15 protein-coding genes, 5 tRNA genes and 1 pseudogene are annotated in these 23,730 nt (G+C 70.7%); 9 read left to right on the top strand and 12 right to left on the bottom strand.

Features of this window, described 5'->3' with window-relative positions:
- Positions 1–15 precede the first annotated feature (15 nt).
- Complete coding sequence (locus tag IE242_RS25200; protein WP_189863007.1) at positions 16–516, top strand: cupin domain-containing protein; 501 nt, start codon at positions 16–18, stop codon at positions 514–516.
- Complete coding sequence (locus IE242_RS25195) at positions 513–1,748, top strand: class I SAM-dependent methyltransferase (RefSeq protein WP_189863005.1); 1,236 nt, start codon at positions 513–515, stop codon at positions 1,746–1,748. Before IE242_RS25200 ends, IE242_RS25195 begins: the two co-directional genes overlap by 4 nt.
- A gap of 61 nt (positions 1,749–1,809) precedes the next feature.
- Here IE242_RS25195 and IE242_RS25190 read toward each other — a convergent pair whose 3' ends face one another.
- From IE242_RS25190 to IE242_RS25155, 9 genes and pseudogenes are all read right to left on the bottom strand, one after another.
- Positions 1,810–3,144, bottom strand: coding sequence for a hypothetical protein (locus IE242_RS25190; protein ID WP_189863003.1), 1,335 nt, complete (start codon positions 3,142–3,144; stop codon positions 1,810–1,812).
- Positions 3,145–3,280: 136 nt separating this feature from the next.
- Positions 3,281–6,843 (bottom strand): annotated as a pseudogene (locus tag IE242_RS39270) (polymorphic toxin-type HINT domain-containing protein); the annotation flags it as partial.
- A complete protein-coding gene (locus IE242_RS39480; RefSeq protein ID WP_271208722.1) occupies positions 6,819–7,349 on the bottom strand; it encodes a hypothetical protein in 531 nt (176 codons plus the stop codon). The pseudogene IE242_RS39270 and the gene IE242_RS39480, both read right to left, overlap by 25 nt.
- Positions 7,350–7,450: 101 nt before the next feature.
- Positions 7,451–7,523 (bottom strand) — tRNA-Lys (locus IE242_RS25180).
- Between the two features lie 198 nt (positions 7,524–7,721).
- Positions 7,722–9,962 carry a DEAD/DEAH box helicase gene (locus tag IE242_RS25175; RefSeq protein WP_189863001.1) on the bottom strand — a complete coding sequence of 747 codons (2,241 nt, stop codon included), beginning with the start codon at positions 9,960–9,962 and terminating at the stop codon, positions 7,722–7,724.
- 288 nt (positions 9,963–10,250) lie between these two features.
- A tRNA-Phe gene (locus IE242_RS25170) sits at positions 10,251–10,327 on the bottom strand.
- Positions 10,328–10,358: 31 nt separating this feature from the next.
- Positions 10,359–10,433 (bottom strand) — tRNA-Asp (locus IE242_RS25165).
- A gap of 49 nt (positions 10,434–10,482) precedes the next feature.
- A tRNA-Glu gene (locus IE242_RS25160) sits at positions 10,483–10,555 on the bottom strand.
- Between the two features lie 80 nt (positions 10,556–10,635).
- Positions 10,636–12,267, bottom strand: a complete 1,632-nt coding sequence (locus IE242_RS25155; protein ID WP_189862999.1) for a metallophosphoesterase family protein — start codon at positions 12,265–12,267, stop codon at positions 10,636–10,638.
- A 173-nt stretch (positions 12,268–12,440) separates the two neighbouring features.
- On the opposite strand from IE242_RS25155, the gene IE242_RS25150 reads away from it, so the two are divergent.
- The 5 genes from IE242_RS25150 to IE242_RS25130 all read left to right on the top strand — a co-directional run bounded on the left by IE242_RS25150 (position 12,441) and on the right by IE242_RS25130 (position 18,253).
- Entirely contained in the window at positions 12,441–12,791 is a 351-nt protein-coding gene (locus tag IE242_RS25150) for a metallopeptidase family protein (protein ID WP_189862997.1), read from the top strand.
- A gap of 178 nt (positions 12,792–12,969) precedes the next feature.
- On the top strand, positions 12,970–13,491 hold the full coding sequence (locus IE242_RS25145) for a hypothetical protein (protein ID WP_189862995.1): 522 nt from the start codon (positions 12,970–12,972) through the stop codon (positions 13,489–13,491).
- A 202-nt stretch (positions 13,492–13,693) separates the two neighbouring features.
- The gene (hrpA, locus tag IE242_RS25140; protein WP_189862993.1) at positions 13,694–17,680 is read left to right on the top strand and encodes an ATP-dependent RNA helicase HrpA; all 3,987 of its coding nucleotides are present in this window, start codon (positions 13,694–13,696) and stop codon (positions 17,678–17,680) included.
- 93 nt (positions 17,681–17,773) lie between these two features.
- Positions 17,774–17,848 (top strand) — tRNA-Asp (locus IE242_RS25135).
- A gap of 183 nt (positions 17,849–18,031) precedes the next feature.
- Positions 18,032–18,253 carry a DUF6274 family protein gene (locus IE242_RS25130; RefSeq protein ID WP_189862992.1) on the top strand — a complete coding sequence of 74 codons (222 nt, stop codon included), beginning with the start codon at positions 18,032–18,034 and terminating at the stop codon, positions 18,251–18,253.
- A gap of 705 nt (positions 18,254–18,958) precedes the next feature.
- Here the strand turns inward: IE242_RS25130 and bldC are convergent.
- Together bldC and IE242_RS25120 are read right to left on the bottom strand one after the other, a co-directional pair.
- Complete coding sequence (gene bldC / locus IE242_RS25125; RefSeq protein ID WP_003949541.1) at positions 18,959–19,165, bottom strand: developmental transcriptional regulator BldC; 207 nt, start codon at positions 19,163–19,165, stop codon at positions 18,959–18,961.
- A gap of 612 nt (positions 19,166–19,777) precedes the next feature.
- Positions 19,778–20,620 carry a DUF8083 family protein gene (locus tag IE242_RS25120; RefSeq protein ID WP_189862990.1) on the bottom strand — a complete coding sequence of 281 codons (843 nt, stop codon included), beginning with the start codon at positions 20,618–20,620 and terminating at the stop codon, positions 19,778–19,780.
- Positions 20,621–20,855: 235 nt separating this feature from the next.
- Between IE242_RS25120 and IE242_RS25115 the strand changes: the two genes are divergently transcribed.
- Positions 20,856–21,947 (top strand): Leu/Phe/Val dehydrogenase, encoded by a 1,092-nt coding sequence (locus IE242_RS25115; RefSeq protein ID WP_189862988.1) that lies wholly within the window; start codon positions 20,856–20,858, stop codon positions 21,945–21,947.
- A gap of 350 nt (positions 21,948–22,297) precedes the next feature.
- Positions 22,298–22,543: a DUF3073 domain-containing protein gene (locus tag IE242_RS25110; RefSeq protein WP_030575848.1), complete on the top strand. Its 246-nt coding sequence runs from the start codon at positions 22,298–22,300 to the stop codon at positions 22,541–22,543.
- A 105-nt stretch (positions 22,544–22,648) separates the two neighbouring features.
- Here the strand turns inward: IE242_RS25110 and purM are convergent, their stop codons facing one another.
- Positions 22,649–23,716: a phosphoribosylformylglycinamidine cyclo-ligase gene (purM, locus tag IE242_RS25105; protein ID WP_189862986.1), complete on the bottom strand. Its 1,068-nt coding sequence runs from the start codon at positions 23,714–23,716 to the stop codon at positions 22,649–22,651.
- Positions 23,717–23,730: the final 14 nt, after the last annotated feature.

The following is a 23,730-nucleotide window of genomic DNA, read 5'->3' as shown; positions in this document are numbered from 1 at the left end:
CGGAGAGGAGAAACGTTGTCCAGCGAGAACCCCACCACCCCCACCACTACCTCCGACAGCCTCCGCATCCTCGCCCCGACGGAGGTGCACGCGGACCTCCGCGGCAGCATCACCGCGCTCCCCCACTTCGACACCGCCGGGACGATGGTCATCGAATCGGAGGCCGGCGCCGTCCGCGGCAACCACTACCACCGCAACGAGAGCCACCTGATGTACGTCGTCTCCGGCCGCATGATCTACCTCGAGGAGGACGCCGACCACAGGATCTCCGTCGCCGAGGTCGGCCCCGGCCAGTCGGTGATCAGCCCCAAGGGCGTGCCGCACACCACCGTCTTCCCCGAGCGCACCGTCTTCGTGACGCTCTCCGACTGGGACCGCCGCGGCCGCCGCTACGAGGACGAGGTGGTCCGGGTCGATCCGCTGGAGGAGCGCCCCGAGGTCGCCCCCTACCTGGAGGGCATCGGCGAACTGCTCACCGGCGAACTGCACCGGCGGAGGCAGGGGAGGCAGGCATGAGCCCGGACCGCTGTCTGCTCTGCGCCGCACCGGCCCCCGAGACGGTCCTCGACCTGCGCCCCACCCCACCGGCCAACGCCCTCGCCCCGACCGCCGACGAGGCCCGCCGCGCCGCCACCTTCCCGCTGCGCCTGGTCCGCTGCGCCGCCTGCACCCACGTCCAGCTGGCCGACCTGGTGGACCGCGACCTCCTCTTCCGCGACTACAAGTACGCGACCGGCACGGCCCCCGGCCTCGTACGCCACTACGGGACGCTCGCGCGCACCCTGATCGACCGCCACCGCCTGCCCGCCGGGGCGACGGTGGTCGAGATCGGCTCCAACGACGGCACGCTGCTGCGCGGCTTCGCCGCCGCGGGCCTGCGGGTGCTCGGCGTCGACCCGGCCGCCGACCTCGCCCGGCACGCCGAGGAGAACGGCGTCCCGACCCTCGCCACGCACTTCGACGACTCCGTGGCGGAGAAGATCCTCGCCGAACGGGGTCCGGCGGACCTGGTCCTGGCCAACAACGTCCTGGCGCACGTGGGGGACCTCGGCAGCACCCTGCGGGGCATCCGCCGCCTCCTCGCGCCGACGGGGGCGCACGCCGTGGTGGAGGCCGCGCACCTGCTGCCCATGGCCACCGCCGGCATGTACGAGTTCATCTACCACGAGCACATGTCGTACTTCTCGCTGCACGCGCTGCGCACCGCGGCGGAGCGGCACGACCTGGCCGTGACCGACGTCGAGGAGATCCCCACCCAGGGCGGTTCGATCCGCTGCTGGCTCCGCCCCGCCGGCGCCGTACGGCCCGCCGACGTCTCCCCCGCGGTCGCGGAGCTGCTCCGCCGCGAGGAGGCCGCGGGCGTGACCGACGGCAGCCTGCTGCACGACTTCGCCGCCCGCACCCGACGGGTCAACACCGGCCTGCACGACGTCGTCCACGGTCTGCGAGCCCGCGGCAGACGGCTGTCCGGCTACGGCGCCTCGGCCCGCGCGGTCACGCTGATGTCCCAGGCCGGCATCGACGACGCCATCGACCGCATCGTCGACGACAACCCGCGCAAGCACGGCCTCCACGTCCCCGGCTCCGGCATCCCCATCGCGCCTCCCACGGCCCTCGACCGCACGGACACCGACTACTGCGTGCTCTTCGCCTGGAACTTCCGGGACGACATCAGGGCCGGCCTGACCGACTACGTACGGGCGGGCGGCATGTTCGTCGTCCCGTTCCCCGCGCTGACCGTGGAGTGAGGAGCAGCCGGCGGACCGGGGAGACGATCCCACCCGTGGCGGCTCGGGCCGTGTCATCCGCTCACCCGTGCTCCACCAGGAGTTCCAGCTCGTTGACATGGAAAGCGCCGTAGCCGAACCGCTCGCCGAGCGACCGGTGGCGGGCGTACTGCTCCTCGGTCAGTGGCAGGGCCAGTACCCGCAGGAGCCTCAGGAGCAGCCGGTATCCGAGATCGGGGTCGACCCGGGTGACGACCTGTTCCAGTGCTTCCGCCGCGGTCGTGCCCGGGATCTCGTGCCAGCCGGGGCTGACGGCCCGGTCCGCCAGCAGCAGTGTCAGGTCCTGGAGCTCCCGAAGCACCGGACCGGTGAGCTCGGTCCGGAGTGACGGCTCGACCGGCGTGTACGACGGAGCCACCTCCTGCAGGCGGTCGCGGCACACCTCCGCGATCGTCCGGAGCCAGCTCCGTGCGTCGATGCCTGCCCGGTCGATGCTGAAGCCCCGGTCCGACGCGGCCAGCCACAAGGTGGTGATCGTGCCGGAGGACAGCGAGGACTCCAGCAGACGAAGCGTGTCCTCGAGCAGCGAGGCCGCCGCCGAGCCCGGGGTCTCCGCGGTGTCGTCGTTGGCCGCGGCCCTCTGCACCGTCTCCCTGGCCGTGTGGTCGTGCCATTGCCCTGTGAACCACGACGTGAGTTCGGAGAATCCGAAGTCCCCCGTGGCGTCCCGCTGGGTGGTGTCGATGGGCGGCCACTGCACATTCAGGCCGTCGTACACCAGCGGTCCCGGGTACCGGAGCCTGGTGTCGAGCACCATGAGGCGGTCGTACTGGTCCTTGGCGACCGGAACACCGTACGCCTTCAAGGCCCGCAGGAAGAGGCGGAAGCCGAGTGCTCCGTCACTCTCCCTGACGATCCTTTCCAGTGCTTCCGGCACGGATCCGGGCACCGGAGCAGCCGAACCGCTCGTCGCCACGGCATGCGTCAGCTCGGACGCCGAGGTCCGGATCTCCCGGGCCACGGCTTCGCGCAACTCCTCCTCGTCCATGCTCGACGGGACCGATCCGGGCCGGTAGCCATGGGTTTCCTTCCGGGAGCGGGCCGGGTACCGGTCCGCGAGCCGGCGGAGCCAGTCGCGCATGCCCATGCCGAAGTCGGCGGGATCGAAGCCCTGATGCGCGGCCGCCAGCCATGCCGTGTGCATCAGCTCTTCCGGCACGGCGGACTCCAGCAGGCAGCGCAGGTCGGCACCGAGTTCGACGGCGCCCTCGCCTCCGCAGTCATCGGCCACCTCTGCGGCGAGGACGCGTGCCTGTGCCTCATCGGCCCGCACGCCTGAGGCACCGAGTCTCTCCGCGAGTGCGCTGAGGCCGAAGTCCCCCGCGTATCCGCTGAAGTGCTCGCGCCGTCTTGCCACGATGTATTCATCGCCTTTCTCTGTGTTCCCGCGGTGGGCCCGTCCTGGGACGGGCCCACCGCGGGCCTCCGGACCGGAACCGCGGCCGGAAGCCGAGCCGAGGTCCAGGTCATGGGCCGATTGCCGTCGACGCCGCTCAGGAGCGCTTTTTCAGCGGATACGCCGTATAGACGATGTAGCCCTGGTGGCCGTCCCTCCCCGGCAGCCTCCTGAGGACCACGCGGACCTCATTCCCCGCGGCCTCCCAGGAGCCGTCCGTCCTGTACACCTTGCCCAGGGATTCGTGCGCGTCCCATCGTCCGGTGATCGGGAACTCGGTCTTGTTCCTCCACTGGCCCCGATGGTGGAGGAAGTTGTCCAGCGCGTCGAAGCTGGCTCCCCTCCGCTTGCCGTTGGGGAAGAAGTAGTGGGCCAGAACGCGGTCGACCGCCTGCTGGGCGATGTCCCGGTCGGTCCACACGGTACTGATGGGTTCCAGACCCTTCCGCTCGTTCTCGAGGGCGAACTGCCTGGCCTGCTCCGGGGTCGGGTCGACGTGCCGGCTCAGCGTATGGGCCCCGCTTCTCGGGAACTCCAGTTCGTCGGCGAGATTCGCGCAGTTGTGGACCAGGAGGTCATTCGCACGCGGGCCTTCGGCGCGCACGTAGAAGGTGTGCAGACCGTCGACGGTGAGGTCGTAGACCGTGCGCGGCTCCAGGTCCGTCAGGTCCCGCAGCCCGCTGACGGCGTGGACCGTCCCGTCGGGCGAGCGCATCTCGTCGCCTCTGCGCAACTCCGACACCAGGACCCAGCCACGATCGACGACGAAGACCCGGTGCCCCGCGGTGCTGGACAGGGCGCTCCCGTCGGCGAGCGTGAGGTGGATCAGGCGGTCCGTGTCATGGGCGAACGTCGCGCTGACGACCGGCGGGCGCTGATCGCCGCTCTCGGGGTCCTCCGCCAGTACGCGGTCACCCCGGCGTACGTCGCTGATCGCCTTGCGGCTGCCGTCGGCCATCAGGACGAGGGTGCGTCCCGGGAAACTGTTGATCCTGCAGGACGTCGCCAGATCCTCGAAGAGGTTGACGGTGTCATCGATCCGCGCAAGCGTTGCGGGATCGAGATCGAGGGCCCTCAGTGACTTGTAGGCGTCGGTGACGTCGATGCCTGTCCTCATCGCGGCGTCCAGCGCGCGGATCGCTTCGGCGATCTTCGTGAACGCCTTGCCCGGGATGAAGTTGCTCAGGGCCCAGCCGCAGCCGCTGACGCTGCCGTGCCAGCAGTCGACGAAGTCCTGGACCAGGACCGCCTTGATGATCTTGTAGGTGAGGGTCTGCTCGATCAGCTCCCACTTCGTGAAGTGCTCCGTGACCTCCTTCTTCAGGCCCTTGAGGGGCGCGCTCTCCAGGAGCAGCGTGTCCTCGGACGGGCAGCCGTTGGCGGTGGCCGGTACGTCGGGATCGGTACAGAGGAAGAAGTCGACCGTCGCGTTGAACGTGACGAGGAACGTGACGGTGCAGCCCTCGAAGCCGATCTCGATGACGCAGTCGTTCTGCTGCTTGGCGTCGGTGATCTCGATGCTGTCGTCGTCGACGACGTACCACGTACCACCGATGCCGGTACCCGCGCCGCTGCTGACCTGCTGGTTGGCCTGCTTCCGCGCCGCGGACTCCGCGGCCTCCTGCGCCTCCTCGGCGTACTTGAGCGCGTCCTTGGCGGCCTGCTCGGCTTCGGTGGCGGCGGCATCGGCCCGGTCGGCGGCCGCACGGGCGTCCTCGGCGAACTGCTCGGCCGTGGCTGCGGCGTCACGGGCGTCCTGGGCGGCCTGGTCCGCGGAGGACCGGGCTTCCTCGGTGTAGCCTTCGGCGCGACCGGCGGCCTTGTCGGCCGCGTCGGAGTCTTCGGTGGCCCTACGGTCGTAGTCGACGGTGCGGGCCAGGGACGCGGACGCCTTCGAGGCGGCTGCGGCGGCGTCGGCCGCGTACCCGAGGGCCTCCTTGGAGTACCCGCGTGCGTCCGCCGCGTGTCCGGCCGCGTTGGCGGCGTACTGGTAGGCGATCTTCGCGTCGCCCGTCGCCTGTTCGGCCAGGTTCTTGGCCGCGGCTGCTTCCGCCTACGCGTTCTCGGCGTGGGCGTCGGCGACGGTCTTCTGCTGCTCAGTGATCGATTTCGACGCCTGTCCGGTCAGCACGACCAGGCCGGCGGCCGAGTCCGTGTCGACGTACGGCGAGCCGAGTTCGACCGCGTCGTTGGCCGGCTTGGCGACCTGGACGGCGGCGCTGCCGGCGTCGACCGCGGCCTGGGCGGTGACATGGGCGAAACCCGCGGCCTTCGCCGCGGCGGCCAGGGCCTTGGCGGCCTCCATGTTCGCCGCGTCCGCATCGGACTTGGCGGTCCTGGCCAGCCTCTCCGCCTCGTCCGCCAGCTCGACGGCCGCCTTGGCCTCGGAGGAGGCGTGCTCGGAGGCGTCGATGGCGTCGGCCACCGCGCTGGTCGCGGTCGCGACGGCGGCGTCGGCCCTCAGCTTGGCGGCTTGCGCGGCGTCCGCGTTCGAGCGAGCCCGCTCGGCGGCCGCGTCGGCGCGGGTGGCCGCGGCATCCGCCTCGGCCGCCGCCTCGGTCGCCGCATCCGCCGCGGCCCGGGCACGGCCTGCGGCTGCCTCGGCGTCGTCCGCGTGCGCGGCAGCCGCGTCCGCCGCCGCCCTGGACTCCTGAGCCTTGCTGTCGGACTCGTGCGCCTGGGCGAACGCCTCCTTCGCGTCCGCCTTCGCACGGGCGGCGTCCGCCTTCCGCTCGGCGTCCCAGGCGTCGTCCCGCAGGTCGCGAGCCTTGTCGCGAGCCTTGACCGCGTCGTTCCGCCGCGCGACCGCGGTGCCCTCGGCGGCCTCGGCCCTGTCCTTGGCGTCCTTCGCGTCCGCCGCCTCGGCCTGCGCGTCCTTCTTGTGCCGGTCGGCCTCGGCCTGCTTGGCCGCGGCGGTCTCCTTCTCCGCCCTGGCCGTCTTCTCCTCGGCCTCCGCAGCGAGCCGCTTGGCATGCGCGTCGGCGGCAGCCGCCTTGGCATCGGCTTCCGCCTTCAGCGCGACGGCGAGCTTCGCCTCCGCGGTCTCCTTGTCCTTCTTGGCGTTGTCCCGGTGCAGCCTGGCCGCGTCCGCCGCGGCCTTCGCCTGCAGCTCGGCCGTGTGCGCGGCCTCCTTACGGAACCGGCGTTGACCTGCGCCGCCTGGGCCAGGGCCCGTTGCGTGATGGTCTCGCTGTCACCCGCGGAAGCCCTGGTTGCGGCCTCGGCGGTCTCGCCGGCCTTCGTCATCGCCGTCAGCGCCGCCACCGAACCCTTGGTGACCTGCGCCTTCTGCTGACCGACCAGAAGCCCACGACCCCGCGGCGCGCCCGCGGCATCCGCGACACCGTACGCGGCCTGCTCGGCCGTGTCCGAGGCCGTGGCCGACTTCTTGGCGTTCTCCAGCTGGGTCTTGAGCGCGGCCAGGTACTTCTTCGCCGCCGCCTGGGCGTCGGTGACGACCTTCTTCGCCTTGTCGAACTCCGCCTTCTCCGGGTACAGGGGGCTGTCCGTTCCCTGGTGACCGGACGGCTTGAGCAGGAACTTCTGCGAGGCGGCGGTCTTGCAGTCCCACAGCCGCGCGTCCGTGCCCTTGGTGAACGCGCTCAGGTCCACGCACTTGCCCGTGCTCACGCTCTTCAGGGGGGCGGCGGCGCGCACGTCGCCGTGCGGGGGAAGCCGCCCGAGGCCAGGAAGACACGGGCGTCATCGGCGAACACCCTGGGGACGAACAGCTGGTTGGGTTCGATCTTCCCGGAGTTCTTCTTCCACAGCTTCCACGCCTGCTGCTCCTCCGGAGTGCCCCCGGTGGTGTACAGCGGGTCGCCGACCGCGAGCGCGGCGGCCTTCGTCGTGTCGTCAGCGGTGGGCGACGGGTCGTAGGACGGGGAGAACAGGTCGACCGACTTGAAGTACGACTGGTACAGCCACGGAAGCAGGCCGGTCCTGTCGTAGATCTCGTCCGCACCGCGCGGTTCGTCAGGGTAGGACGTCAGTCCGCCGACAGTGCTGGTCCATGCCCGCTCCTGGTCATTGGCCTTCTTGACCCACTGGTCGCTGTCGGCGCTGTCCGCGTAGAAGGCCTGGTGCAGCGGGGAGCTGTCGTCGAAGAGGTCCCGCTCGAGCGCGACGGGACCCGCGACCCTCTGCCGACCCGAGAGAGGGGACAAGGGCCGTGACGACCGTGAGAATGCGGCAGCGCCCGGACCGACCGAAGTCGACCCGGGCGCTTCGCAGCAGGTCAGGGACTGCATGCCCTGCCCGCCACCGGTAGGCCCTGTGGGACTCGAACCCACAACCAATGGATTAAAAGTCCACTGCTCTGCCAATTGAGCTAAGGGCCCAGGTGATGTTGCCACCCCGAGCATAGCCGGAGGACGCCGGGAGTCCGATCGGGTATCGGCGACCCGGCCGCGTCGACGGAACCGCAAAACGGTCCGCCGAAGAACAGAACGGACGAACGGACGGCGGATCGGGCGGCGGTTCGGGCGGCGGAAACGGCGGAACCCGCCGGGTCAGACCCGGCGGGTTCCGTCTACGCGTCAGCCGTTGCGCTTCCAGCGCGGCTTGTCCTCGCGGCGCCCGAAGGAGCCGGAGCCCGAGCCGCGGTGGTCGTCACGGCGGCCGTACGGGCGGTCATGACCGCCGGAGCGGAAGCCGTTGCCCGAGGGGCGGTCGCCCTGGCGGTCGCGGTTGAACGGGCGGTCGCTGCCCCGGCGGGCACCGCGCTCGCCGTCACGGCGGTCGAAGGAACGGCCACCGCGGTCGAACCCGCGGTCGTTGTCCCGGCGGAAGCCGCCGCGCTCACCGTCACGGCGCTCGAAGGAACGGCCACCACGGTCGTCGCGGCGCTCGTCGCGGCGGTCGTCCCGGCGGAAGCCACGGTCACCGCGGTCACGGTCCCGGAAGTCCCGCGAGCCACGGTGGTCACGGTCGAAACCGCCGCGCTCACCACGGTCGTCACGCCGGTCGAAGGAACGGCCACCACGGTCGAACCCGCGGTCACGGTCCCGGTCACGGTCCCGGTCACGGTTGAACCCGCCACGGTCACCCCGGTCACCCCGGTCGTCACGACGGAAGCCACGGTCACGGTCCCGGTCGCGGTTGAAGCCGCGGTCACGGTCCCGGTCCCGCTGGAAGCCGCCGCGGTCGTCACGCCGCTCCCGGCGCTCGTACGCGGGGCGCTCGTACGACGCCGCCTCCGTACGGTCACGGTCCTGCTCGGCCCTCTCGACCCGCTCCACGTCCTGCGGCGCGGCCTGCTCCGGCAGGGAAGCGGCGGCGCCCTGCGAGCCCGCGTCGGCCGGCTCCGCGCCCGCTGCGCCCTCGGGGGTCTCGCCCCGCGCCTCCGCGAGCGCGTGGGCCGGGTCCTCGCCCCGCTCCCGGGCGGCTCTCGCGACCAGCCGGTCGGCCTCGTCGCGCAGCTCGCCCGCACGGCGCGTGGCCCGCTCCAGCTGCTTGGTGAGGTGGGCGACCTCGCGCTCGGCCTGCTGGGCGGCGTTGCCCGCCGACTCGGCCTGGACCTCGGTCATCGACCGGGCGCCGGTGATCTCGGCGACCTCGGGGTCGAACGCGGCACCGCCCTGGATGATGTGGCGCGAGGCGTCGACGCCCGCGTCCTCCATCAGCCGGAAGATCTGGCGCCGCTGGTGCGGCAGGGACAGGGAGACCACGGTGCCCGTACGGCCCGCGCGCGCGGTGCGGCCGGCCCGGTGCAGGTAGTCCTTGTGGTCGCCGGCGGGGTCCACGTTCAGGACGAGGTCGATGCCGTCCACGTGGATGCCGCGCGCCGCGACGTCGGTGGCGACGAGGACGTTGACGTACCCGTCCTTGAAGTCGGCCAGGGTGCGCGTACGGGCGCCCTGGGTCATGCCGCCGTGCAGCGCGTCGGCCTTCACCCCGGCGTCCCGCAGCTGCTCGGCGACGCGGTCGGCGCCCAGCTGGGTGCGGACGAAGATGATGGTGCGGCCCTTGCGGGAGGCGATCGCGGCGGTGACCGGCGCCTTGTCCTTGGGCTTCACGATCAGGATGTGGTGCGACATGGTCGTCACGGCACCCTGGGCGGCGTCGACCTCGTGGCTGACCGGGTCCTTCAGGTAGCGGTCGACGAGCGTCGCGATCTCGTTCTCCATGGTCGCGGAGAAGAGCATCCGCTGGCCGCCGGCCGGGACCTGGTCGAGCAGCTCGGTGACCTCGGGAAGGAAGCCCAGGTCCGACATCTGGTCGGCCTCGTCGAGGACGGCGATCTGGACGTTCTCCAGCGAGCAGGCGCCGCGGTTGATGATGTCGCGCAGCCGGCCCGGGGTGGCGACCAGGATGTCCACGCCGCGCTCGAGGGCGTAGATCTGGTTGCCCATGGACGTACCGCCGCAGACGACCTTCATCTTCAGCCCGACGACGTCGCCGTACGGCTGGAGAGCGTCCGCGACCTGCATGGCGAGCTCACGGGTCGGCGTGAGGATGACCGCGCGCGGCTTCTTCTTCTCGGTGTGGCCGCCGGCCAGCGTGGCCAGCGTCGGCAGACCGAAGGAGAGGGTCTTGCCGGAGCCGGTGCGGCCGCGGCCGAGGATGTCCTTGCCCGCCAGCGCGTCCGGGATGGTCGCGGCCTGGATCGGGAAGGGGGTGGTCACGCCGTTCTGGGCGAGCTTGCGGACGACGCCCTCGGGCAGCCCCAGGTCGGCGAACGTGACTTCGGGTGCCTCGGGAGCCGCGGCCTCGGGTGCCGTGGCGGTGTCCTCCGTGCCCTCGGGCAGGGTGGAGTGATCAGTACTGGCGATGGACATGCGAAATGCGAACCTTCCGGAGTTCTTGGCACGCGCCCAAACTCCGTGAAGTCGCAAGCGACCGCCTCGATGCGGTCCGGCCACGGCAAGGGAGAGTACGCGCCACACGCGGCGCGTCTTATTGGCGCCGGGCAAATGGGATCAAACGATCTACCACCATACGCACCCACCACCCCAAAAGGCAAATCGCCCTCATCACCCCAGGTCAGCCCAGGTCCGGGCGCAAGCCTGCCGGGTACGATGCCGCGTACAGCGAAGGCCCCGTCCGCGAGGACGGGGCCTTTGTGCTGGTGGCTGGGGCCGGGGTCGAACCGGCGACCTTCCGCTTTTCAGGCGGACGCTCGTACCAACTGAGCTACCCAGCCACGATGTTTCACGTGAAACGTGACACATCAGCGGTCCTGACGGGATTTGAACCCGCGGCCTCCACCTTGACAGGGTGGCGAGCACTCCAAACTGCTCCACAGGACCCAGCTGCTGTGTGCGAACCAGCGAACTAAGTGTCGCACACGATCTTGCGTGCCCCCAACGGGATTCGAACCCGTGCTACCGCCTTGAAAGGGCGGCGTCCTAGGCCGCTAGACGATGAGGGCTATCGGCCCGCCTGGGCGCTTCTCAGCGCGTCGGGGACGTGAGAAGCATATGGGATGGCGCGTGCTATCGCCAAAACGGTTTACGGACCGTCCGGAGAGGAGCTGGGTGAGGGGTTCGGGGAGGATCCCGGGGAGGGGCTGGAGGAGGGGTTCGAGGGGGTACTCCCCGAGGGCGACGGCGAACGGGTCGCCCCCGGCTGGTTCTCCTTCGGCAGATGGCGGCTGACCTCGGCCGTCGTCAGGCCCAGTCCGCCCAGCTTGATCTCGTCCCAGGCCTGGAGGCGGCGCGTGTCCCGGTCGAGGTAGAGCACCGAGGCCTCGATGGGGTCGGGGTGCTCGCCCTCCACCGCACGCAGCCCGCTGCCGCCCGTCGAGCCCTCGACGCGCAGCCGCGTGCCGTACTTCATGACCTCCATCTCCTGGTGGTGGATGTGCCCGGCCAGCACCAGCGGCACCTGGCCGTCCGTCTGGCGGGCCGCCACCGGGTTGTGGGCGATCGCGATGTCCGCGGGCGTACCGGCCGCCTTCTGGTCGCGCAGCGCGGACGCCAGACGCGCGCCCGCCAGCTTCTCCGCCGGATCGCCCGCCTGCTCGGTCGAGCGGTCGGGCGTGTACTGCGGATCACCGATGCCGGCGAAGCGGAGCCCGGCCACCGAGACGGCCCGTCCGTCGTCCAGGACGTGCACGTTCTTCATGCGCTCCAGGTAACTCTGTGTGGTCTTCGAGTCGTGGTTGCCGCGCACCCAGACGTACGGCGCCCCAAGGTCGGCGATCGGGTCGAGGAAGCCGTTCTCGGCGGCCGTGCCGTGGTCCATGGTGTCGCCGGAGTCGACGATGACGTTGATGTCGTACTGCTCGACCAGAGAGGCGATGATCTTCCAGCTCGCCGGGTTGAGGTGGATGTCCGACACGTGCAGGACGCGGATCGTGCTCGGGTCGGGCCGGTACGCGGGGAGCGTGGACGTGACGTCGTACAGCTTGGTCACGTTCGTCACCAGGCGCGCCAGTTCCTTCTGGTAGATGTCGAACTCGGTGACGATGCTGCGGGCGTCGCCGACCAGGGACGGGGCCGAGGAGAGCAGGCCGGAGAATCTGGGCTCCAGGACCGAGTTCGGGTTCCAGGTGGCGTACGCCGTGCCGCCGGACGCGCCGAGCAGGGCCAGGGCGATTCCGCCGGCGGCGAGGGCGCGGCGCGGGCGCCGGTAGACGACCAGACCGAGGGCGGTGGCCCCGGAGACGACGGCGACACAGGACCGTACGGCCAGGTCGAGCGTGCCCCGGGTGACGTCGCTCGCGATCTCGTCCTGGAGGCCGGTGATCCGCTCGGGGTGGTCGACCAGGGCCTGGGCGCGGTCCGGGTCGAGCTGGTCGACGTTCACGTCCAGACGGACGGGGGCGACATGGCTGCGCAGCTCCAGGGCGCCGAGCGGCGAGACGTTGATCTTCGTGCCGCCGGTGAGGGAGGGGCGCAGGGTCATCGTGGTGTTCATGGGGCCGACCGGGGTGCGGACGTCGCCCACGACCAGCAGGCCCAGCCAGGCGCCGAGCAGCACGACGCCGACGAGTCCGGCGGCGCGGACCCATGGGTGGGGCTGGTGGACGAGCGCGACGGTCGGGTGCGACCCGCGCGCGCGGTAACGACGGGCCAGGGCACCGGGCGACTGTCGTACGCGGCGCAGGACGGCGGCAGCAGCAGCGGGGACGCGGGCCATTGGTCCCGTATGCCCAGGTGCGGGGGCGGATATGCGGATGCGGTGCGCTCGGCACCCCGGCTCCGGGATGCGCCGAAGTGTGCCGGGGGCTTCCACGTGTCCGCGCGGGATTCGGTCTCCCGTACGACGGTTTCCGTCTCCTGTCCGCCGGTGCCGTACCGGAGAATGGCTGCGTGCTGGAGATGACGCGCGAGGAGTTCGAGGAGCTGGTCGCCGAGGCGCTGGACCGGATCCCGCCGGAGCTGACACGCCTGATGGACAACGTGGCGGTGTTCGTCGAGGACGAGCCGCCCGCGGACGATCCCGAGCTGCTCGGGCTGTACGAGGGGACTCCGCTGACGGAGCGCGGCGAGTGGTACGCGGGCGTGCTGCCGGACCGGATCACCGTCTACCGGGGGCCGACGCTGCGGATGTGCGAGACCCGGGAGGACGTGGTCGCCGAGACGGAGGTGACCGTGGTGCACGAGATCGCGCACCACTTCGGGATCGACGACGCGCGGCTGCACGCGCTCGGCTACGGCTGAGTCCGGTCGGCGGTCACGCGGGGCGGCGGTCGCGTAAGCCCTCTCCCTCGCGGGTCCTCTGCAGCGCGTGCCCTGCGTGGCGCGGGTCCTCTGTCGCGCGTGTCCTCTTGTGGGCGGCGGGAGTTGGGCTTGTTGACTCCCCATGAGCAGGGGGGACCCTCAACGGAGGTGGCTGCCCGTGCGCGCCTTGTACGTACCCGCCCGTCTGGCCGCCACGGCGCTGGCCGTCGCGGCGGCGGCCGGCTGTGTGAGTGTGGGGGACGGCGGGGCCGGCCCCGCTCCCTCGCACCCGGCGGAGCGGCGGGGCGGTGCGGAACCGGACGGCGGACCGGCGGTGACCGGCGGCGGGGCCGCCGGATACCGGGCCGGGCGCGGCGGACAGGGCGCGTCGGCCGGGCCGGACGAGTCCGCGTCCGGGCCGGCGTCGCCATCGGCCCCGGCCGCCTCCGGCAGCCCGGAGCCGGCCGCCGGTCCGGTCTCGGAGAGCGGGGCGGGCGACCAGGACGACAGGCCGCCCGGGCCCGAGCCGACACCGGGCGAGCCGACACCCTCGCGGGCGACGGAGGAGCCGACACCCACGAACGAGCCGGCGTCACCCACCCCCGAGCCCACGACGGCCGAGCCTTCCTCCTCCGCCCACGAACAGGGGACGCAGCTGGTGCGGCGCGAGCCGGCGCCCCGGGCGGGCCAGGCGGCGTGAACGGGCCGCGGCGGAGCCGGTCAGGGAGTGGACGAACGGCCGCCCCGGACGGATCACAGAACGATCCCGGCCTCCACGGCCGCACCCCGCCCTGCATCACCGCAGATCAGCCGCCCACCGGAGCAACTCCACGGCACCCGCTCCCCAGGGGGCGCAAAAGCGTTCGCCAGGGTTTTCCGTGAGGTGAGATCCTGGACCGCGTATGTCTACGCATTCCGCCCCCGCCCTCGGCGCCCTCGCCACCCGCCTGGCCGAGCTGTCGCTGCGCGACGCGCACCGGCTCGGACGCAGGCTGGAGGGCGCGCGCAAGATCCGCAAGCCGGAAGCCCGCGCCGCCGTCCTCACCGAGATCGAGGGCGAGGCCGCCAGGGCCGAGGAGCGCATGGCCGCACGGCGCGCCCGCGTGCCTGAGGTCCGGTACCCCGAGCAGCTGCCCGTCAGCCAGAAGAAGGACGAGATCGCCGCGGCGATACGCGACCACCAGGTCGTGATCGTCGCCGGTGAGACCGGCTCCGGCAAGACCACGCAGATCCCCAAGATCTGCCTGGAGCTGGGCCGTGGCGTCCGCGGCATGATCGGGCACACCCAGCCCCGCAGGATCGCCGCGCGCACGGTCGCCGAGCGCGTCGCGGAGGAGCTGGACACACCGCTCGGCGAGGCCGTCGGCTGGAAGGTCCGCTTCACCGACCAGGTGAACCCGGACGCCACCTTCATCAAGCTGATGACGGACGGCATCCTGCTCGCCGAGATCCAGACCGACCGCGAGCTGCGCGCCTACGACACGATCATCATCGACGAGGCCCACGAGCGGTCCCTCAACATCGACTTCCTGCTCGGCTACCTGGCCCAGCTGCTGCCGAAGCGGCCGGACCTCAAGGTCGTCATCACCTCGGCGACCATCGACCCCGAGCGCTTCTCCCGGCACTTCGGCGACGCGCCGATCATCGAGGTCAGCGGGCGGACCTACCCCGTGGAGGTGCGCTACCGGCCGCTTCTGGAGGAGGACGGCGAGGACTCCGACCGGGACCAGATCACCGCGATCACGGACGCGGTCGAGGAGCTGATGGCCGAGGGACAGGGCGACATCCTCGTCTTCCTCTCCGGCGAGCGGGAGATCCGTGACACGGCGGACGCGCTGACCAAGAAGAAGTACCGGTTCACCGAGATCCTCCCGCTGTACGCCCGGCTGTCGCACGCCGAGCAGCACCGCGTGTTCCAGCAGCACACCGGCCGCAGGATCGTTCTCGCCACGAACGTCGCCGAGACCTCCCTGACCGTCCCGGGCATCAAGTACGTCATCGACCCCGGCTTCGCCCGTATCTCGCGCTACAGCCACCGCACCAAGGTCCAGCGCCTGCCGATCGAGCCGATCTCCCAGGCCAGCGCCAACCAGCGCAAGGGCCGCTGCGGCCGGACCAGCGACGGCATCTGCATCCGGCTGTACAGCGAGGACGACTTCAACGCCCGGCCCGAGTTCACGGACGCGGAGATCCTCCGGACGAACCTGGCCTCCGTCATCCTCCAGATGACCGCCGCAGGCCTCGGCGACATCGAGAAGTTCCCGTTCATCGACCCGCCGGACCACCGCAACATCCGCGACGGCGTGCAGCTGCTGCAGGAGCTGAACGCGCTGGACCCGACGGAGAAGGACGTCCGCAAGCGGCTCACCCAGACCGGCCGCAAGCTCGCCCAGCTCCCCGTCGACCCGCGTCTGGCCCGCATGGTCCTGGAGGCCGACAGGAACGGCTGTGTCCGCGAGGTCATGGTCATCGCCGCCGCGCTCTCCATCCAGGACCCGCGCGAGCGCCCCGCCGAGAAGCAGGCGCAGGCCGACCAGCAGCACGCCCGCTTCAAGGACGAGACCAGCGACTTCCTCGCGTACCTGAACCTGTGGCGGTACGTCCGCGAGCAGCAGAAGGAGCGCGGCTCGTCGTCCTTCCGCCGCATGTGCAAGCAGGAGTACCTGAACTTCCTGCGCATCCGCGAGTGGCAGGACATCTACACGCAGCTCCGCACGGTCGCCAAGCAGATGGGCATCCACCTCAACGAGGAGGACGCCCCCGGCGACCGCATCCACGTCTCGCTCCTCGCCGGCCTGCTCTCCCACATCGGCATGAAGGACGTGAAGGAGTCCAAGGACTCCGGCCAGGGCGGCCGCAAGGACGGCGGTCGGAACGAGTACATCGGCGCCCGCAACGCCAAGTTCGCGATCTTCCCGGGCTCGGCACTCTTCAAGAAGCCCCCGCGCTTCGTGATGTCCGCCGAGCTGGTCGAGACGTCCCGCCTCTGGGCCCGCGTCAACGCGAAGATCGAGCCGGAGTGGGTCGAGCCGCTGGCCGAGCACCTCATCAAGCGCACGTACAGCGAGCCGCACTGGGAGAAGGACCAGGCCGCCGTGGTGGCGTACGAGAAGGTCACGCTGTACGGCGTCCCGATCGTCGCCCAGCGGAAGGTCAACTACGGCCGCATCGATCCCGAGACCAGCCGCGAGCTTTTCATTCGCAACGCCCTGGTCGAGGGTGACTGGCGCACGCACCACAAGTTCTTCGCCGACAACCGCCGCCTCCTCACCGAGGTCGAGGAACTGGAGCACCGGGCCCGGCGCCGGGACATCCTGGTCGACGACGACACCCTGTTCGACTTCTACGACCAGCGCGTGCCCGAGCACGTCGTCTCCGGCGCGCACTTCGACTCCTGGTGGAAGCACAAGCGGCACGAGCAGCCCGACTTCCTCGACTTCGAGCGCGAGATGCTCATCCGCGAGTCGGCGGAGGCGGTCACCAAGGCCGACTATCCGGACTCGTGGCGGCAGGGGAACCTCAAGTTCCGGGTGACGTACCAGTTCGAGCCGGGCGCGGACGCCGACGGTGTGACCGTGCACATCCCGCTCCAGGTGCTCAACCAGGTCACGGACGAGGGCTTCGACTGGCAGATCCCGGGTCTGCGCGAGGAGGTCGTCACCGAGCTGATCCGCTCCCTGCCCAAGCCGATCCGCCGCAACTACGTACCGGCCCCGAACTACGCGAAGAAGTTCCTGGAGCGGGCGGTGCCGCTCCAGGAGCCGCTGACGTTCACGCTCGCGCGTGAGCTGAAGCGGATGGTGGGCGTCCCCGTGGACCCGGCCGACTTCGACCTGGCCAAGGTCCCCGACCACCTGAAGATCACCTTCCGGATCGTCGACGAGCGGCGCCGCAAGATCGCCGAGGACAAGGACCTGGAAGCGCTGCGGCTGAAGCTCAAGCCGAAGGCGCGCAAGGCCCTCTCGCAGGCCGCGGCGGCCACGGCGGAGCGGCAGGGCGGCGAGTCCCTGGAACGCTCCGGCCTGACCGACTGGACGATCGGCTCCCTCACCCGCGTCTTCGAGACCCGGCGCGCCGGCCAGCCGGTCAAGGCGTACCCGGCACTCGTCGACGAGGCGGCCGACGGCGACACCGTCTCCGTACGCCTCTTCGACACGGAGGCGGAGCAGGCGGAGGCGATGTGGAAGGGCACGCGCCGGCTGATCCTGCGCAACATCCCGGTCAACCCGGCGAAGTTCGCCTCGGAGAAGCTCTCCAACCAGCAGAAGCTCGGCCTGTCCGCGAACCCGCACGGCTCCATCCAGGCGCTGTTCGACGACTGCGCGATGGCCGCGGCGGACAAGCTGATCGCCGACTTCGGCGGTCCGGCATGGGACGAGTCGTCGTACCGGAAGCTGTACGACAAGGTCCGCGCCGAGATCGTCGACACCACGGTCCGTACGGTCGGCCAGGTACAGCAGGTGCTGGCCGCCTGGCAGGCGTGTGAGCGCCGGCTGAAGGCCGTGAAGAGCCCGGCGCTGCTGCCGAACCTCCAGGACGTACGGAAGCAGCTGGACGCGCTCGTGAAACCGGGCTTCGTCACGGCGGCGGGACTGCGCCGGCTCCCGGACCTCATGCGGTACCTGGTGGCCGCGGACCGCCGCCTCCAGCAGATGCCGACGGGCGTCCAGCGGGACACGACCCGCATGGAGAAGGTCCACGAGATGCAGGACGAGTACGCCTGGCTCCTGGAGCAGCTGCCCCAGGGCCGGCCGGTGCCGCAGCAGGTCCTGGAGATCCGCTGGATGATCGAGGAGCTCCGGGTCAGCTACTTCGCCCACGCACTGGGCACGGCGTACCCCGTCTCCGACAAGCGGATCGTGAAGGCGATCGACGCGGCGGTGCCGTAACGACGTCAGTACGGAGGGTGAGTTCGACCAGGGCCCTCACCCTCCTGTACAGTCCTTCTCGCAGCGCACCGCACGAACAAGCGCCGCAAACCTGGTCCTGTGGAGCAGTTTGGAGTGCTCGCCACCCTGTCAAGGTGGAGGCCGCGGGTTCAAATCCCGTCAGGACCGCACAACGAGGAGGGCCTCGCATCCGGAAGGATGCGGGGCCCTCACTCATGTCGCAGGCACCTCTCGGGCCATATCCCCCACACCACGCTCCGCTCCCCGAAGTGGAGCGTGTCGCTGCGTCTTGACGGCGTCACATTCCCTGGGTAACCAGAGACGAGGGCTCCCCTACCCCGGAGGTGGCGCATGACGGCGACCGTTCGGCACGAGACCCGCGCACTGCTCCGTGCCCATCTGTCGGCCGCCTCCTCCTACCGCCATCTGACCCGCCACTGCCCGATCTGCCATCGGCTGCTGCGGTTGGCCATGGAACCCGGGCAGCAGGACGAGGACGACCCGGAGACGGCCGCGGACGGCCCGTACGCCACAGAGGTCCCGACCGTGGCCGAAAGCCCGTCGAAGGCGTGATCGCGGCCGACAGGGGATACACACCCTGCAGAGGGGCGACGACCCCGAGGCATGTCCCGCGCCAGGAGGAGGGCATCACGCGCCTCAACTCCCCACTCCTCTAGCGCAGATGCACCACGAGCAACAAGGGACGCGTCATGTGACGGGTGTCACCACATGAGTTTTCAGACCCCCGCTTCTTATGGGCCCCCTACAAAGGGTCAATTTAATATGTGCAATTGCACCACTCTCAGTGGCTTCTCACAGCCGATCCGATGCCCCTTTCCAGGGCCCGGCCAGGGCACTCACAGCCTGCGGTTCTCCCGCACGGAACGGCCGCACGGAGCGACTGCATGGGCGCCCGCACGGTCCGGATGCACCGAACGGCCGCACGGGCGCAGTCCCGTGCATGGCCGCCCCCTGAGCATCACCCGCGCCCCCCGAGCGTCATCGCACCCGCCGTCGGCGCCCCGCTCGAACCGGCCGTGTGCGCCGGTGTCATCGCCGGCGCACAAAAAAATCGCGCTGGACCCGGCGGAGTCCAGCGCGATCGACGACGTGCCCTTCTCGGTCACCCGGAAGCTCTGAAGAGCTCGGCGAGCTCCGGGAAGTCGGTGCAGTGGGGCGTGGGGCCTGTTGGGGCAGGACCCGCGTCGCTTGGAGCTGTGCGGTTCGGACGTTTCGGCACGTTGGGGGACCTGCCGAACCGCCCTGTCATACGGCTGTTCAGGCCTCGCTGCGCTGCTGCGGAATGCCCGCGAGCAGGGCGCGGACCTCGGCCTCGCGGTAGCGGCGGTGCCCGCCGAGCGTACGGATGGACGTGAGCTTGCCGGCCTTCGCCCACCGCGTCACCGTCTTCGGGTCGACACGGAACATGGTGGCGACCTCAGCCGGGGTCAGCAGCGGCTCGGCATCAGGGGTGCGAGCGGTCATGAGCGGCCTCCTCGGGAGAACCGAACCTTCTCGGTTCTTTCCTCTAAATTCTGCACCTTGACCCGCGTTGCCCGAAATGGCGGACGCGAGTCGAGTCGGTTATAGGACGAACGGCTTGTCCTCGGCACTACAACTACACCATCTGTCCAGCCGCGTCGGCCAAACCGATGGAATTGCCCTCCCAGGTGTTCATCAGCGACGGAAGCCGATGGACCATGCCATAGCGGACAGTCACGCCACTGTGACGATCAGTCACAGGACGATCAGGAGTCATCAGACCCCCCATAGCGCGCAATACCGAGAATCCACCCATACGTGGGCAGAGGGAACATCCCCCGGACTCCTTGTCCTATTTTGGCATGAGGAGGGCCGTAAGAGGCAAGGCCCTTGTAAGTGCCGTCCGTCACGCTTGAGACAAAAGCCCGGATCGGGACCTACGTCCCGCCATGTGTGCTTCGTGAGGGCCCCATGTGCGCCTGCGGGCGCACCACATGGTCAGGTCCCGGCCAAGACTCGTTAGTTCACCATGACACCACAGATCACGGGAAGCCTTTTCCGTCACACGACGCCAACTCTGCCGTCGGCTCGGCCAGTTGCCCCGGCAAACGGTTCTCAGTTCGCGGACCGCCGGTCCCGTACCGCCCGCCAGCGCGTCACCAGCCGGCCGTACGCCTCCCCGGCGGCCTTTCCGTCCCCGTTGCGCAGCGCCTCGATGCCCTCGGCGGCGTCCGCGGCCGAGTGGTCCCCGTCGAGCTGGTCGCCCGGCAGCACGTGCACGAGCCCGCCGTAGTCCAGCTCGACCAGCGAGCGCGGGTGGAACTCCTCCAGCCAGCGCCCCACGTCCACCAGGCCGTCGATCATCGGCCCCTCGTCGATCGCGTCCCGCAGCGTCCGCAGGGACCGCGCCACCCGGCGCCGCGCCTGCACCATCGGGGTCCGGTACCGCAGCACCGGCGCGGCCTCGGCCGACCCCTTCTCGTACGTCCGCTCCTCGTCCGCGACCAGCACGAACCAGGTCAGCGGGACATGCCAGGTCGAGGAGCGGATCCACGGGCGGGCGTCGGGGTTGCGGGCCAGCCAGCGCTCGTGGTCCTGGACGGCCTGGCGGCGCACGACCGGCGGCAGCACCGCGTCCAGCACCGGCGCGGGCAGGTCCGTGCCCAGGTCCCGCAGCGCCTGCCAGCCGCGCAGCCGGGTGCGCCAGGGACAGACGCAGAGCACCCCGTCCACGTTCAGCACGAAGGCGTCACCGCTCTCGTGGACCGGTACGGGCACGGGCGGCGTGGGCAGCAGATCGGCCAGTGAGCGGCGCAGCTCGTCCTGGTACGACGGGCGGTCGGCGCGCCGCGCATAGCGCGCCCAGTGACCGCGCTCCGGCTCCGGGAAGGCGGCCAGCGGCTCGTAGACGCGGAGGTAGGACGCGTACGGAACGATCACCGAGGACACCTTGGGCACCCCTGCTCCCTTTCCACGGGGCCCCGCCCGAAACCCGGCGAGAACCGCACCTGTGCGGGCGGGCAAACACTGCGAATCGTCCCACGCGCGTGTGCGAACGTACTCCGAGGGAGGGTGATCCCGACCGACGCGAGGATGACGGACCGCCACAGGCTCTACGCTCAAGCCCACGGCTCCCGCCACCCGCACGGGTGCCGTCCCACAACCGCCGCTACTTACCACTGGAGTCACCACCGTGACCGACGTAACCGGCGCAACCGCTGAGGTCCTGCACACCCTGTTCCACTCGGACCAGGGCGGCCATGAGCAGGTCGTGCTCTGCCAGGACCGCGCCAGCGGCCTCAAGGCCGTGATCGCCATCCACTCCACCGCCCTGGGCCCCGCGCTCGGCGGCACCCGCTTCTACCCGTACGCGAGCGAGGCCGAGGCCGTCGCCGACGCGCTGAACCTGGCGCGGGGGATGTCGTACAAGAACGCCATGGCCGGCCTCGGCCACGGTGGCGGCAAAGCCGTCATCATCGGCGACCCGGAGCGGGTCAAGACCGAGGAACTCCTGCTGGCCTACGGCCGGTTCGTGGCCTCGCTCGGCGGGCGGTACGTCACCGCATGCGATGTCGGCACGTACGTCGCCGACATGGACGTGGTGGCCCGCGAGTGCCGCTGGACGACGGGCCGTTCACCCGAGAACGGCGGGGCCGGCGACTCGTCGGTGCTCACCGCCTTCGGCGTGTACCAGGGCATGCGGGCCTCGGCCGAGCACCTCTGGGGCGACCCGTCGCTGCGCGGCCGCAAGGTCGGCGTCGCCGGCGTGGGCAAGGTCGGCCACCACCTGGTGGGGCACCTGCTGGAGGAGGGCGCCGAGGTCGTGATCACCGACGTGCGCGAGGAGTCCGTGCGGCGGATCCTCGAGCGCCACCCGTCCGTGACGGCCGTCGCGGACACCGACGCGCTGATCCGGACCGAGGGGCTCGACGTGTACGCCCCGTGCGCGCTGGGCGGAGTCCTGAACGACGACACCGTGCCCGTGCTGACCGCCCGCGTGGTCTGCGGCGCGGCGAACAACCAGCTCGCGCACCCGGGCGTGGAGAAGGACCTGGCCGACCGCGGCATCCTCTATGCGCCGGACTACGTCGTGAACGCCGGCGGCGTCATCCAGGTGGCCGACGAGCTGCACGGCTTCGACTTCGAGCGGTGCAAAGCCAAAGCCTCGAAGATTTACGACACCACGCTCGCCATATTCGCACGTGCGAAGACCGACGGTATTCCGCCGGCGGCCGCCGCCGACCGGATCGCCGAGCAGCGCATGGCGGACGCGCGCGGACGCTGACCGTCCGCCGGGCCGCTCCGGGGGTTTCCTCCGGGGCGGCCCGCCGGGACCTCCGGGCGGGGCGGCCGCCCTCATGGGCGACCGGTACCCGGCACGGCGGTTAGAGACAACTCTCACTCTTGTCGGCGGGTCGTCGGGCAACAAGTGGTTAAAATCGCCATTGACCAGCGAGGACAGGGTTTCTCACAGGTCCTGTGCACACGCGCGTGCTGCGGGCGACGTACCGTATGGGCGCGGGCTCAGGTACCGTGGAAGCCCTACGGACGGTCTCTCCACGGAGAGCCCGTTCTAGATCATGAACGCGTCAAGACTCTGGGGCCGTCGAGCCCCGTCGTTGAGGGGGTCGAGCCATGGGGCGCGGCCGGGCCAAGGCCAAGCAGACGAAGGTCGCCCGCCAGCTGAAGTACAACAGCGGTGGGACGGATCTCTCACGCCTGGCCGAGGAGCTGGGCGCATCGACGTCGAACGTGCCGCCGAACGGCGACCACTTCGAGGACGATGAGCACGACGACGACCCGTACGCACGGTACGCCGAGCTGTACGGGGACGACGAGGACGACGAGGACGACCAGTCCTCGCATCGTCGCGGCGCTTGACCTTGCACTGACTTTCCGCCCGGTCCGTGGCCCACGCCACGGACCGGGTTGTGTGCTGTCCGCCGCCGGGCGGGCGAACCGGTGCTCACCGCTGCGTCCCGGGTGTCAGCCCGCGTAGTCCCCGACCAGAGCGGCGCCCGTGGTGTGCTCGCCCCGCTCGGTGATCTCGCCGGCGACCCAGGCCTCGACCCCGCGGTCGGCGAGCGTCGTCAGCGCGGCGTCCGCGGACTCCTGCGGCACGATCGCGATCATGCCGACGCCCATGTTGAGGGTCTTCTCCAGCTCCAGGCGCTCCACGTCGCCGGTCCGGCCGACGAGGTCGAAGATCGGAGCCGGGGTCCAGGTCGAGCGGTCGACGATCGCGTGCAGATCGTCGGGGATCACCCGGGCGAGGTTGGCCGCGAGGCCGCCGCCGGTGACGTGGCTGAAGGCGTGCACCTCGGTGGTGCGCATCAGGGCCAGGCAGTCCAGCGAGTAGATCTTGGTGGGCTCGAGCAGCTCCTCGCCGAGGGTGCGGCCGAGCTCCTCGATCCGCGCGTCCAGCGCCAGGCCCGCGCGCTCCAGCAGGACGTGCCGGACCAGCGAGTACCCGTTGGAGTGAAGGCCCGAGGCGGCCATGGCGATGACCGCGTCACCCGTACGGATACGATCCGCGCCGAGCAGCCGGTCGGCCTCCACGACGCCCGTACCGGCGCCGGCGACGTCGAAGTCGTCCGGACCCAGCAGACCCGGGTGTTCGGCCGTCTCGCCGCCTACCAGGGCGCACCCGGCGAGCACACAGCCCTCGGCGATGCCCTTCACGATGGCGGCGACGCGCTCGGGGTGGACCTTGCCGACGCAGATGTAGTCGGTCATGAACAGCGGCTCGGCGCCGCACACGACGATGTCGTCCATGACCATCGCGACGAGGTCGTGGCCGATGGTGTCGTACACGCCCAGCTGCCGGGCGATGTCGACCTTCGTGCCGACGCCGTCCGTGGCGGAGGCGAGCAGGGGGCGCTCGTAACGCTTGAGGGCGGAGGCGTCGAAGAGGCCGGCGAAGCCGCCGAGGCCGCCGAGGACCTCGGGGCGCTGCGTCTTCTTCACCCACTCCTTCATCAGTTCGACGGCGCGGTCACCCGCTTCGATGTCGACGCCCGCGGCCGCGTAGCTGGCACCAGTTGTCTCAGACATGACGATGAGAACTT

The sequence above is a fragment of the Streptomyces poonensis genome (genome assembly GCF_014650915.1).
GTDB classification, from domain to species: Bacteria; Actinomycetota; Actinomycetes; order Streptomycetales; family Streptomycetaceae; genus Streptomyces; species Streptomyces poonensis.
This window is presented reverse-complemented; position numbering and strand designations above follow the sequence as displayed.